Genomic DNA, 12,279 nt, shown 5'->3' with positions numbered 1-12,279 from the left:
CAGCTTGACGGGTTAAATTGAACCGCCCTGCTGCGTCACGAACGCAAACACGTTTCCCACCAGCGAACTGGGCGCACAGGGCTTTGCCAGGAACCGTGCGCCCTCAGGCAGGTCGGTGGCTTTGGGGCGGCTCTGACCGGAGACGATGAGTAAGCCTACTTCCGGCCAGCGCGTCGCAACTACTTTCGCCAGCTGGAACCCGTTCAGCCCGCCACCGCCCATATCCACATCGGTGATCGTCATGCGCACGTCGGTTCGGGTGGAGAGCACCTGTAGCGCCTCGTCGGCGTTTCGTGCTTCAAACACGACGATGCCGGCATCGGCGAGAGACTGCGCCATGTCCATCAGGAGTAGGGGATCGTCGTCCACGATCAGGACGCCGAGTTCATGCGCAGCCAATGACGCCCGCTGATCCGGGGCAAGCGCCGCGATCACGATGTTGACGCCATGCGAAGATGGTTCGAAAGCGTGGTGATCCGCGAACCCACCATCCGCACGGCCTTGCGCAACTGCGCGTCAGTCACGCCGTAGCGTTCAGCCCAGGCAGCCCGGGCGGCGCGATCATGGATGTCGATATGCGTGACGGTTCGGCTTAGGACTGGCGTAGGACTGAAAGACATAAACGATCTCTCGCGACTTCTCACGAAGATCGCGCCTCATTGCAACCGATTGGATGGATACTGATGCAACGGACGCGCCGGACTTAGGTTGCATAGGACCCTGACAGGCCGCGTTGGCCGCAGCATTCTTCGCATCGAGGAACGGATCGCCCGAGCGTAATGCGTTTCTCACGCTGATCGGCACCTTGGTCGAGCCTGTCCCGGCCGTATCGGTCGGAGACGGGGACAAACCTTAGCCGTTGACGCTAACCTCCACGGACATGTCCAGGAAAGCGTCCGCGGGTCCGGCGAAGCTGCCGACCAGCGGCATGGCCTGCCTGATGTCGCGTGCAACTGCGACCGGGATCAGGTTCGCGCCGCCGACGCTGCGGTTCGTCGGATCGAAGGTGATCCACCCCGCGCCCGGCAGGAAGACTTCCGCCCATGCATGTGTCGCCCCGGCATCGGCAGAACCGAGCAACGTTCGTGTCGGGTCGTGGAGGTAGCCGGATACGACCCGGGCTCCGAAGCCGAGAGACCGTACCGCCGCGACGAGGAGCGTCGCCAGGTCCCGGCACGTGCCCAACCCAAGCGCCAAGGTCTCGCTCGGGGTTTGTGTGCCCTCATCTTCCCGAACTTGATAGGTGATGGTGCTGCCGACACCGGCGTTCAGGTCTTTGAGAAGCGATAGGGTGTCGGTCGGGCAGGACGCCACGAACCCTTGCGCCCAGGCGCGTAGGCTCGGCGTTCCCTCGGGATACTGCAAAACCGTCAAGCTGCCGAGGTCGGTCCATTCGTCTTCGGAGTACCGGAACGGGAATGCGATGGCGGAAGCGGCGATGGCGAAAACTGGATACGCTGTGGCCGATAGTTCGACCCGAGATATGCTCTCAACGACGAGGCGCTCGGTCGGGGACCGGAACGTAGCCGTCGCCACGGCATTGCCGGCCACGTCGTGAGCCCAACTGACGGTGGCGTCCGGCGACAGAGCTATGCTGCTCGCCAGCAATCGAAGGTCGCGACCCTCCCGGGGCCGCATCATCAGCCGGTGCGGTCCGAGACTGACTGGCTTGCGATAGCGATATGTCGTGCGATGGTGGATACGTAGGTCGACCAAGAAAGCGCCCTCTCGATCCAATCACGGCCGCATGCGTGCGAAAGTTATCGCGCTGAAGCGTAGCATATTTCTGGCCATGCATGGATCGTTGACGTGGGCGATCCGCTGGGATGGCCGCCGCATTACGCCAAATCTTCCTATCCAATGTGTTTGGCTGACTATAGCCGCGGGATCGAAGGCAACAATCCGCTTCCACACGTTGCTGCCAGAAAGCGGATCGTGGCGAAACTACCTTGAGCAGCCCTCTCAGTTCCAACCCAACCCTTCTGTCTAGAACGCCGTTCGCGATTTTCGGAAGTGACCATTCGTTCGTCGTTCAGCAAGTTCAGCGATGAGTAGGAAGCAGCCTTCAGCCACATGCTGAACAGTAAGTATCAGCCTTCTTGCTCACGAACGACAGTACGAGGGCGCTTGCGAGTTCCTCGTAGCCGGCGTGATCATCCCACCATCTGTCGCATGACGGTTGTAATTTCGTCGTTTTTGTATGGTTTGGCAAAGAAGACGCCGCGCGCCGGCATCTCCTCGGCTCCGAGCCTTCGCTTGCCCGAGACGATGATAAGCTCGATGGGCGGCCAGCGGTCACGGACGGCCGCGGCGAACTGCATACCGTTCAGCCCCCCGGGCATATCGATGTCGGTGAATACCACGCGGATGTCGGGTCGGCTCTCCAGCACGCGCACCGCCTCAGCCGCGCTGGCGACGTCCACGACATCGAAGCCCGCGTCCTCGACAAGGTCCACGGCCATCAGGCGCTGAAGCGGCTCGTCTTCGACGACGAGTATGACGGGCCGCGGTAGCGGCATTGACTGACCCAACCGGATCTCCTCAGGAATGCTGCAATTGGACGAGCGGCGCGCGCATCGTCGCCTGGAAGCCGGACGGCGGGTAACGAAGTTCTACCCCTCCCGTTCCGACCAGCCCGAGGTGGATCAGCCGCGAGCCGAAGCCCTTGCGCCCACTGCTAGCTGGCGGTGTCGGTGGGGGACCGCCGCGTTCCGTCCAGTCGAGCGTCACCTCGCGCTCCTCACCTTCACCCGCCAATTGCCATCTCACAGCCACCCGACCGTCCGGCACGGAGAGCGCCCCGTACTTGGCAGCGTTCGTTGCGAGCTCGTGCAGCAGGAGCGAGAGTGACAGGGTCGCGCGTGGCCCAAGATCGAGTTCAGGGCCTGTGAGCTCGATGCGTTCGCCGTGCCCAGCGTTGACCAGTACCGCCCGCATCACCTCCTGCGCCGGTGCCGCCGACCAGCTCTGGCGCAACAGCACGTCGTGGGCGGAGGAGAGCGCGTGGATGCGGCGCACGAACGCCTCGACCGGCGCGCGCTCGGGCACGGTGCGGAGCGTCTGCGTAGCAATCGAGATTACCATCGCGAACGTGTTCTTGAGACGGTGCGAGATCTCCTCGTTGAGCACGCGCTGCTCCGCCTCGGCCTGAACGCGCGCCACTGCAACCTGCACGCGATCGGCGACGGTGCGAACGAAGGCGAGGTCATCCCTAGTGAAGGGATGTTGATCGGCCCAGTTGACGAAGGCGATGCCCACGAGCCTGCCGCGTTCTAGGATCGGCACGTTGAGCAGGACGCGTGTGTCGATGGCCAGCAGCGCCGCCGCAGTGTCCCGAGTGCGGGGATCAAGTGCCACATCGTCGATGGCGACGACCTCGCCGCGCTTGAGGTCCTCGATGTAAGAACCATAGGCACGAAATCCGTGCAGACCCGCGACAGACACGGTGCTGGGCGCGTGCCAGTCAGTCATGACCTTCACCGTATCGCGCATGGGGTCGACCAAGCCGTAGCCGGCTCGGGTGGCGTCGGTGGCGCGGGCCAGGATGCCAGCGGCGGCTTCGACCAGCGCCGGCACGTCGTCGAGGTCGCGCAGCCGTTCACCGAGTTCGAGCAGCGCGTCGCGTCGCACGTCCGCCTCAATGCGGGCGGTGACATCTAGAAAAATCATGCCGAACCGCTCGGAGCCGAGCGGGAAGGCGCGCCCCTCATACCAGCGTCGAAGGCTGCCGACCCGGCGCGTGAAGGTCACGGGCTCCTGGGTCTCGACTACGCCGGCGAACTCGTCCACCCATTCGTCCTCGACGTCGGGCAGGACTTCGCGCAGGGTTCGACCGACGACGCTCCCGGGGTCGAGCCCGACGAGGGCACCCCAGGAGGCGTTGACATCGATGTAGCGCCAGTCGGTGATCCTGCCTGCCTCGTCACGGACGACCTCGCCGACGAGGAAGCCCTCGTTCAGCCGCTCGAACAGGCCGCGCCAATGCGCCTCGCTCTCACGCAACGCCTCCTGCGCCGCGCGACGTTCCTCAATGTCGAGTAGGACGCCGGGAAAGCTCAGGGGCGTGCCGTCCGGTCCATGGTCTACCCGCCCGTTCGCCTCGATCCAGTAGTAGCAGCCGTCTGCCCGCTTAACCCGGTACTGGTGGGCGTAGGCCCCGCCCCGGAGGATGGCGTTGGTGATGGCTGCGCCCAGCCCGGCTTGGTCGTCCGGGTGCACAGTCGCGACGATCTGAGCGAGGGGTATGCCCTCGCGTCCCAACGCCGGATCGAGCCCGAAGCTGCGGGCGAACCCTTCGTCAACGGTGAATCGATCAGTCGGCAAGTCCCAGAACCACGTGCCAATGATCGCGCCGGCGGCGAGGGCGAGCTGAACGCGTTCGACGTTGCGCCGGGCCACCGCTTCGCTGGCGCGCAGGCCCGCCTCCGCTTTTTTGCGCGCGGTGACGTCGCTGAACAGGATCGCGATCCGCCGCTCGTCGGGATTGCCAACCCGAACCGCACGCACGTCGAACCAGCGTTTGAACGCCTCCGCGTAGTTCTCGAAGGTTGCCGGCTCGCCGGTCTTGGCGACATGCCCGTAGGTGTCGAACCAGAACTGCTCCAGGTCGGGCGCGAACTCGGTGACCCACTTACCACGCAGATTGACCCCGGCCTGGCGCTCGAATGCGGGGTTGGCCTCGACGAAGCGGTAGTCCACCGGGCGGTCGGCTGCGTCGAACTTTACCTGGACGATGGCGAACGCGTCCTCGACCGTCTCCAAGATCGTCCTGAAGCGCTCCTCACTCTCGCGGAGCGCCTCCCGCACCTCCATGGTCTCGTCGCGGTTCTCGACGACTCTTCGCAACGCCAATTGGCCGGACACTTGGCGGGCGAGCGCTCGCAGGTCGTCGGCCTGCTCCGAGGAAAGCCCATCCGGACGCGGGACGGTGTCAATGACGCATAGCGAGCCCAGGGCGTGCCCCTCGGCGGTGCGCAGCGGTGCGCCCGCGTAGAAGCGGATGCCGGGCTCACCTGTGACGAGCGGGTTGCCCGCGGTGCGCGGATCGACGGCGAGGTCAGGGATCACGAGGAGATCGGGCTCGTTCAGTACGAACTTGCAGACAGACGAGTTCAAGTCAGTCTCGCAGTGGGGAAACCCGACCCGGGCCTTGAACCATTGCCGCTCGCCGGCCACGAAGCTGACGAGCGCGACCGGCGCGGCGCACAGACGCGCGGCTAGGCGGACGACATCGTCGAAACCGGCTTCGGCGGGCGTATCGAGGACCGCAAGCGCGCCAAGCGCGCCGAGGCGCGCCGGATCGGCGACAACTGACGGGTTCATGCTTATCGCTGTCTTCATTCCCGCGTTTGAGGTCAACTGAATTGCCAGCAAACGGCCCTCTAAAAGGCGGCGTTGGATCACGGCCGGACGCGGTGAAACGTCTGCTTCTCCCGACTTCCACCCGAAAGCGGACCGGCGGAAAGCCACCCTCAGCGGTCATTTATCTTGTCGTACGGTATGTCCGGAAGTCGACCGCTTTGCCGACATGTCCGCATGGGTGATGTCGGTTGCCTAAGGTGTTCCGCAGAGATCCTTGCCGCCGATCAGAGCCGTGCTTGGGTTGCACCAGCCCGTCTGGACTTTCCTGGCGCTGACAGGGTCGGTAAATCCCCTGATGCCTGTCCTAACCGACCGTCAGCGGATCGAACTCGCAGTTCCCGCCTACCTCCTCTACGCGCTCACGGGCGCACCGGACGTGTTCGTTCCGGCCGACCCGGATCTGACCGCGAAAGCCGAGGCGGATATCACCGAGCTGCGTAGCAATCTACGGACCGCCTGCTTGGAGCCGTTCGCGGACCTGACGCCGGCCAAGAGCCAAGCGCTCATACGTCGCCTTGAGCGGATCAAACGGCAAACGACCACCGACTGGCACGAACGCCCGGCGCTCGGCCTCATGCTGATGCTCTGGTGCTTCCTCAAGGACCTCACCGACCGCGAAATTCTGATCCTGTGGGCGGGCTCGGCGATGGACCGGGCGATGCAGAAGCTGCTGCCGATGTGTGAGTATGGCTTTCAGAAGCGAGAAGACGACGTTGCGGCTCAGGACCAAGCCTGCGTGTTGTTCAGCCGTCTCCAGGCCGAGGGGCTATACCGCTGACCTGCAACCTGCACCTACAGCCGCATCCGACCCGATGCGGAAGTCTGCGGAGGACGGGCCCTTCTCGGACACGCGTCCTATCATGCCATATGTCCGGAAATCGATCGTATTTCCGACACCGATAAAGCGTCCCAGCCGAGCCGCCCTAAACAGCCTCGTTTTTGTCGGAGAAACGTGTCGGCTTTTCTATTGCCGGGGAAACGTACTTTTGGCACTGTCCCGACATGCTCGTCGGATATGCCCGCGTCTCCACACAGGACCAGAACCTCAACCTCCAGCGCGACGCCCTGACCCGTGCCGGCTGCGAGCGCCTGTTCGAGGAGAAGAAATCCGGAAAGGCCGGCACCAAGCGGCCTGCCTTCGATGAGGCCCTCGCCTTCCTGCGCCCCGAGGACGTGCTTGTGGTCTGGAAGCTCGATCGCCTCGGCCGCTCCCTCGTCGAGATGATGCGCACCATTGACGGCCTGCGGGTGAAGGAGGTCCACTTCCGCTCGCTCACCGAGCAGTTCGACAGCGCCACCGCACACGGCCGCTTCGCCCTGCAGATGCATGGTGCCATGGCCGAGTACTTCCTCGACCTAAATCGCGAACGCACCATGGAAGGCCTGAAGGCCGCGCTCGCTCGGGGTCGCAAGGGCGGCCGGCCAAAGAAGCTCAGCGAGGCCGACCTGGAGGCGGCCCGGGCCATGCTCGTGGCTGGCACGATCAGCGTGGCCGAGATCGCCAAACGTATGGGCGTCAACCGCGACACCTTCTACAGCTACTTCCCCCGCGCTCGAGCCAACAGCATCGCGGTCAAGCCGTGAACCCGCGCATGACACGTGTGACTGCGGCGTTCTGCCGGTCCCGGCCCAATGGATGTAACGACAGACCGCTTATCCCGATACGTACCTTCGCTGGCCTCGCGGGACTGCCGCTCACCGTCCAGCCCCACAACATCGAAGCCTCATGACGATCAGCCGCCCTCAGCTCGCTGACGCCCTGTTCACGGCCTCGCATATCGCCGAGCGGAACCTGATCGCGGCATTTATCGCCGATGCGGCGACTAAGCCCGCGCCCAACCCATTCCCGAACACCAGCGTCGGCGCCGTGCGACAGATCTGGCGGCAGCGCGCCGCGGAGTTCCAGTCGTTCGACGTTCAAGTGGCGGGGCTCACCTGCCTGCTCGCGGCCTTGTCGGACATGAGTGTGAGCGAGGCATTGGTGCAGGAGATCCTACGCGCTGGGCCTCACACGGCGAACGTGTTCCACCAGGGCGCCCACTGCCAGATCGTAGGCGCCGTTCTCTATGGCAAGCCCGGGCATGCTCTACCGGATGCACCGGCCATGCCGCTCGCGTACCGTGGTCCCAGGCGACGGGTCCGGACCGCCGTGGGGCAGCTCGACCTGTTCATGTGAGCGGTACAGCCATGGCTGGGATGTGTAGCTTTCAGCCGAGGGTATGCACATGTGCTTCCTAGGCGCGGCAATCGCCGCGGAGCCGGCCCTCGTATCAATCCGAAACGGTCGTTTCGGAGTAGTCTATAGAAAGACTTTGCTGTGATCGAAAGCGACTTCGGCATGGTTTAGCTCTCTCGCTAGAGCGCTCTTCCAATCCGAGTTGGAGCTGTATGGTATGTACACTACTGCTTCAAAATCTGAAGGCTTTTCGAGATTGCCACTGAAAAGCGCACATACCTTTTTCGGTCCTAATCGACCGAGGAAGAAGCCTAGTTCAAAAATGACGTTCTGCCGTGCTCGTGGCTGAAGGTGATTGGCGTCCAGCCCACCAACATCGTCGGGAGTCATGAGAACAATAGCGAAGACAGCGCCCGCTGACTCCTCCTGAAATTTCTGAATGATCGTTCTTCCGCCATTCGGCTGTTCGTGAAAGATTACAGCTTCAAGACCGATTTTCTCGACAAACCGCGCAACGTCGTTCTTAGTTGCTTCATCGCGCCCATGAACGATGAACACTCGCGGCTTCGAGCCTGGCATAATAGGAACTTTCGGCACCGCAGCTCCGGCTGGCATTTTCCAGGGAACCGCTGGTGGCGGAGCGGGGACATGAGGAGGCGCTGGAATGTGATGCGGCATCCCTGACGGCAACACCTCGCCATCGTGATAGCGATAACCATCCTTCTGTAAGCCGCGCCAAAAGCCGTCACGGCTTCTCTTATCTATTTGGTATAGCTCGCCTTCTGGATAATCAGGATCAAGACTTGCGGCGTGACGAACTACCGCCAACGATAGGGGCTCCCCATCCGCTGTCGGCTGCTCCATTTGTCGAACAGCATATTCACCTAAGGCAACGGAACGCGCGCGCAGACTACCGCGATTGCGGCCAGCATCTATTTCATCAATTCCTAGACCTAGGACAAACCGATCAAAATCACCGTGCCCCATAAGCTGCAATATATCTGCAGCAAACAAGACTGTTTGACGGGAAAATTTAAAGCTAGGAACTGGTGCTACAGACATCTTTAAAACATCTTTTCTCGACAACGCTTCGATTAAATCTACCTCCTTTATCGCCCAATGAGTTCGATTCATCTCGAACTGGTTGACGATATCGAGCGCTCGTTTTGCAGAGTCTAAATTTTTGGGATCGATCGGCTCAAATCGCTCATCAAATTCAAACGCTATCCGTATCGATCCATATCGTCGCTCAATGCTTTTGATCCAACCGATTTTCGCCGGTTTGTCTAAATGATCTTCGTATGCAAATAGCGCCGGATAGGTTTTGATTTCCTCAATAGTCTCATCTGTAAGTGTTTTATATTTTTCCCTCAATCCGTCTGAAGTGTACTCCAGAAATCGGCCTAGATCGGTACTAGCAGGGCTTTCCTCCCAGTAATCTTCACCAGCGGTAATCAAGAGGTTATACATCTTAAACCGGCACTTTATGAGACAAGCCGAAGCTGCGATTTGCCTGTTTTTGCAGGAGGTAAATTTCGCCCGATAAGTTTGAAAAGAATGCCTTCAAGCTCCTGCAAGGGGATAAGCAGCTCTGCTGCGATGTGCTCGCGTGTTATACGCTCCGACCACAGAGCACTCAAAACCTGCGGCCATATAATCGACTCTTCAGCCGGCAGACTGTCTGGTTCTTTCGTCCTGTAATTTTGCCGGTTAATCTCAATCTGAAGGCTCCGATGCTGCCATTCACTAACAATGTCCAATTTGTTTAGGCGGTATGCCAGCGCGGCCACAGAAACGCCCCAGCGCTTTTTAGCCTGTACGAGCTCTTTAACGCTCGTGATGAAGTGAATACGCCCGACTAGATCGTCAAAAGGCATCAAAAAGTTAGAGGCAAACTCGTTTGCTTCAGCTTCTGCCTGGCGGCTGTCTTGTGCTGGGCCGTGCCTGTGCAGGACCAGATGGCCTAGTTCGTGCGCCGCGTCGAAGCGGCTTCGCTCGGTTGATTTATAAGTGTTGAGGAAGATGAAAGGCTGATTGTTCCGCCAGCACGAAAATGCGTCCACATTCCTCGTATCTTCGCATAATGAAAAGACCCGGACGCCTTTGGCTTCCAGCAGCTTAATCATATTTGGTATGGGCTTCTGTCCAAGACCCCAATACTCGCGAACAGCTTGCGCCGCGCTTCCTGGGCTAGACTCCGCACCAAAATTTGGCACGTCGGCAGCAGGTAAGTTAAATCGCTCGGAGATCCAGTCGTTGAACAGATAGGCGATTGACCCGGCCGCTAGAGCTGCGTCTCGCTCCCTCGCGGTCATTGCAGACATGCTGCGAAAACTAGCCGCCTTCTCCGGCAGGTCATCGAAATCACCCGCGTAGAAGAATCCTCGCGGAAAGCGCAGCTCTTTCGCGATCGCGTCGATCGTTGTGTCTTCGGGCTCGTTGTTACCGTTCTCCCATCTGGAAACGGTGATAGGAGTTACGCCTATGGCAGCCGCAAGCGCGCGCGCAGTCATCTTCCGCCGCTTGCGACCGAGCACTAATCTACGGTGATTGAACATTCGTTGAGGTCAGTTTTTCCGAGACACTGTCACATCGAAATCGAGTGGCGGCTCATTATCGTCGGAGAGATCGAGGCCCTGCCATTCGCCATGCTGCACGAGCACGATACGCTCGTGGAATTCGTCATACTGCTCTTCATTGATTGCGATGGGTCGAGATAACTCAGCCCGAACGTCGTCGCCTTCCGCCATCACGAACAAGCACCATAATTTAGTGCGCGCTTCCTCGATTTCCTTTATCTGGGTTTCGGGGAAAAGATCATACTGCGCTCGCTCGACTGCCCTTGCAGCTCCGGCGCCCTTCCTTGAATTAGCGATAGGATCATTCAGGAGATCGCCGGCCCTCTCGGCATTCTGGAAAATGATTTTTGTGTCCGTCTCTGCGTTGTAGACCGAGGCGATATTGTCCTTGTCGCCCATCCGCCAGCCCTGCGAGACGAGGATTCGGCGAAGGTGAGCCGTTCCCTCGCTCCAAGCATTGAAGCCGGCCGTGGTTATCGGGTGAAAGGGCGTCGCGTTGCGACGTGCGCCGACAGCTGCGCGGATGACCTCGAGCAAGATGGCCTTGCTAAGGCCAAGCTGCTCCAAGCGCGGGGCGACTTCGTTCTCTTCGGCTAAGACGGGCATCGGGCTACCATGTTAATTTTCGCCCCCTCATCTGAGGGGATAAAAGTTATCATGTCAACGCCTAGATGGAGCTGCCGCCGAGCTTCAATCGGGCGATCGTCTGTCGGCTGACGTTGAAGCTCCGGCCGATGCTGGCCGGTGACTCTCCATCTATATCTCTACGCCTGACCGCCTCGCGCTGCTGGTGGGGGGTCAGTTTGGGCTTCGGTCCGAACCTCACTCCATCCGCCTTCGCCTTGGCACGGCCGGCGGTCGTGCGTTCACGCAGCCGCTTATGCTCCAGCTTCGCGGCGAGGCCGAGAACAGCCAGAACGACGTCGGCCAGCTCGTTTGTCGTGTCGAGGATCGGCTCGGCTAGCGAACGTAACCCGATGCCGGCAGCGCGCAGATCGCGCGCGATCGTCAACAGGTCTGCCGTGTCGCGGGAAAGACGGTCGGTCGCTGGGATGATGACGGTGTCACCATGGCTGACAGCCGCGAGAAGCTTCCGCAGTTGGGGGCGGTCGGTATTCAGCCCGGACAGCTTGTCGTGAAGGATACGCTCGCACCCGGCGGCTTCGAGCTGGCCGATCTGGGTGGCGAGGTCCTGGGCGTTGGTCGACACGCGGGCATAGCCGAAAATCATGCCCACATCTTGGCTGGGATTTATGGACGGGAAAAGCGCTTTTCGATCAAAGGCAGGGGAGGGTGTCCATAAGTCAAGATTTATGGACGGAGGGACCGTGATCGCGTTGCCTCGGTCGCGAAGCCTGAAAGGAGATCGGCCTGGCAACGGCAGATATCCGATGGCCCAGCTAATCGGTCGCGTTAGGACTTGGCGACGTCCCAAGGGTTGATGACCTCAAGGCCACAGCCCTCGAAGCCACCCACGTCGCGTGTGGCGATGCGGAAGCCAGCCGCCGCCGTAACGGCGGCGATCAGCGCATCAAAACCTTCAATCCGAATGCCTGCCGTGCGCCGCGCCATTGCGATCCGCGCATAATGCTCGGCTGCACTGCCGTCGAACGGCAGGATGCGACCGGCAAATTCCTCGGAGAAGATGGCCTGAACCACCGCCTCAAACCCGTCACGGCGTCGCCCGGCCGGAAGAGCCGCTACGCCGTAGAGGATTTCCGCCCGGTTGATGCTCGTTGTGTAGAGCGATGGGCGGGGCTGCGCGGCAACCCATGCAATCACGGCCGGGTCGGGCGCCGGCCGCATCAGCTCCGAAATCACGTTGGTGTCGAGGACGATCATTGCCCGAAGCTGGGCGGCTCACCGATCGAGATGGCCGGATGATCTTCAAGCTCGATGCCACCAAGCGGCGCGACCCGCCTGCGGATCGCTTCCGCCAAATTCACCGACTCGGTCGCCTCGGTGCCGAGCGTGTCCGAGAGGATTGAACGCACCTCGGCTTCCATTGATCGCCCGTTCCTGGCAGCGCGCACGCGAAGGCGCTCCTTCACCCGACCGTCGAGATTACGGATCGTGATCGTCGCGCTGGGTGCATGGGAAGCGGCCATCCTGTGATTGTAGTCGTTGCTAGCACTGCTGGCAACGAAATCGTTTTTGGCACTC

14 protein-coding genes are annotated in these 12,279 nt (G+C 61.1%); 3 read left to right on the top strand and 11 right to left on the bottom strand.

The window, feature by feature from the left end; all coding sequences use genetic code 11:
- Positions 1 to 12 precede the first annotated feature (12 nt).
- The 5 genes from J4O73_RS16260 to J4O73_RS16240 all read right to left on the bottom strand — a co-directional run bounded on the left by J4O73_RS16260 (position 13) and on the right by J4O73_RS16240 (position 5,322).
- Positions 13 to 435: a response regulator gene (locus J4O73_RS16260; RefSeq protein WP_426218914.1), complete on the bottom strand. Its 423-nt coding sequence runs from the start codon at positions 433 to 435 to the stop codon at positions 13 to 15.
- Positions 432 to 620: a DUF3606 domain-containing protein gene (locus tag J4O73_RS16255; RefSeq protein WP_426218912.1), complete on the bottom strand. Its 189-nt coding sequence runs from the start codon at positions 618 to 620 to the stop codon at positions 432 to 434. Before J4O73_RS16255 ends, J4O73_RS16260 begins: the two co-directional genes overlap by 4 nt.
- A 232-nt stretch (positions 621 to 852) precedes the next feature.
- Complete coding sequence (locus J4O73_RS16250) at positions 853 to 1,716, bottom strand: transglutaminase family protein (protein WP_426218910.1); 864 nt, start codon at positions 1,714 to 1,716, stop codon at positions 853 to 855.
- A gap of 437 nt (positions 1,717 to 2,153) precedes the next feature.
- Positions 2,154 to 2,519, bottom strand: coding sequence for a response regulator (locus tag J4O73_RS16245; protein WP_426218984.1), 366 nt, complete (start codon positions 2,517 to 2,519; stop codon positions 2,154 to 2,156).
- Positions 2,520 to 2,541: 22 nt separating this feature from the next.
- On the bottom strand, positions 2,542 to 5,322 hold the full coding sequence (locus J4O73_RS16240) for a GAF domain-containing protein (protein ID WP_426218909.1): 2,781 nt from the start codon (positions 5,320 to 5,322) through the stop codon (positions 2,542 to 2,544).
- Positions 5,323 to 5,656: 334 nt separating this feature from the next.
- Between J4O73_RS16240 and J4O73_RS16235 the strand changes: the two genes are divergently transcribed.
- From J4O73_RS16235 to J4O73_RS16225, 3 genes are all read left to right on the top strand, one after another.
- Positions 5,657 to 6,139 carry a hypothetical protein gene (locus J4O73_RS16235; RefSeq protein ID WP_426218908.1) on the top strand — a complete coding sequence of 161 codons (483 nt, stop codon included), beginning with the start codon at positions 5,657 to 5,659 and terminating at the stop codon, positions 6,137 to 6,139.
- A 224-nt stretch (positions 6,140 to 6,363) separates the two neighbouring features.
- Positions 6,364 to 6,945, top strand: a complete 582-nt coding sequence (locus tag J4O73_RS16230; protein WP_426218906.1) for a recombinase family protein — start codon at positions 6,364 to 6,366, stop codon at positions 6,943 to 6,945.
- 142 nt (positions 6,946 to 7,087) lie between these two features.
- A complete protein-coding gene (locus J4O73_RS16225) occupies positions 7,088 to 7,537 on the top strand; it encodes a hypothetical protein (RefSeq protein WP_426218904.1) in 450 nt (149 codons plus the stop codon).
- Between the two features lie 123 nt (positions 7,538 to 7,660).
- On the opposite strand, the gene J4O73_RS16220 is transcribed toward J4O73_RS16225, so the two are convergent.
- The 6 genes from J4O73_RS16220 to J4O73_RS16195 all read right to left on the bottom strand — a co-directional run bounded on the left by J4O73_RS16220 (position 7,661) and on the right by J4O73_RS16195 (position 12,224).
- A complete protein-coding gene (locus J4O73_RS16220; RefSeq protein ID WP_426218903.1) occupies positions 7,661 to 9,007 on the bottom strand; it encodes a TIR domain-containing protein in 1,347 nt (448 codons plus the stop codon).
- A gap of 14 nt (positions 9,008 to 9,021) precedes the next feature.
- Positions 9,022 to 10,095 (bottom strand): helix-turn-helix domain-containing protein, encoded by a 1,074-nt coding sequence (locus tag J4O73_RS16215; protein ID WP_426218901.1) that lies wholly within the window; start codon positions 10,093 to 10,095, stop codon positions 9,022 to 9,024.
- Between the two features lie 9 nt (positions 10,096 to 10,104).
- The gene (locus J4O73_RS16210) at positions 10,105 to 10,722 is read right to left on the bottom strand and encodes a hypothetical protein (protein WP_426218899.1); all 618 of its coding nucleotides are present in this window, start codon (positions 10,720 to 10,722) and stop codon (positions 10,105 to 10,107) included.
- Between the two features lie 61 nt (positions 10,723 to 10,783).
- Positions 10,784 to 11,347, bottom strand: a complete 564-nt coding sequence (locus J4O73_RS16205; protein ID WP_426218897.1) for a recombinase family protein — start codon at positions 11,345 to 11,347, stop codon at positions 10,784 to 10,786.
- Between the two features lie 182 nt (positions 11,348 to 11,529).
- Positions 11,530 to 11,958 (bottom strand): type II toxin-antitoxin system VapC family toxin, encoded by a 429-nt coding sequence (locus tag J4O73_RS16200; protein ID WP_426218895.1) that lies wholly within the window; start codon positions 11,956 to 11,958, stop codon positions 11,530 to 11,532.
- Positions 11,955 to 12,224, bottom strand: a complete 270-nt coding sequence (locus tag J4O73_RS16195; RefSeq protein WP_426218893.1) for a FitA-like ribbon-helix-helix domain-containing protein — start codon at positions 12,222 to 12,224, stop codon at positions 11,955 to 11,957. The genes J4O73_RS16200 and J4O73_RS16195 overlap by 4 nt, the downstream gene beginning before the upstream one ends.
- Positions 12,225 to 12,279 lie beyond the last annotated feature (55 nt).

This window comes from Methylobacterium sp. NFXW15, from assembly GCF_049887755.1.
In the GTDB taxonomy this organism is placed as follows: Bacteria; Pseudomonadota; Alphaproteobacteria; order Rhizobiales; family Beijerinckiaceae; genus Methylobacterium.
The sequence above is the reverse complement of the archived record's forward strand: the minus strand, read 5'-3'. Positions and strand labels throughout refer to the sequence as shown.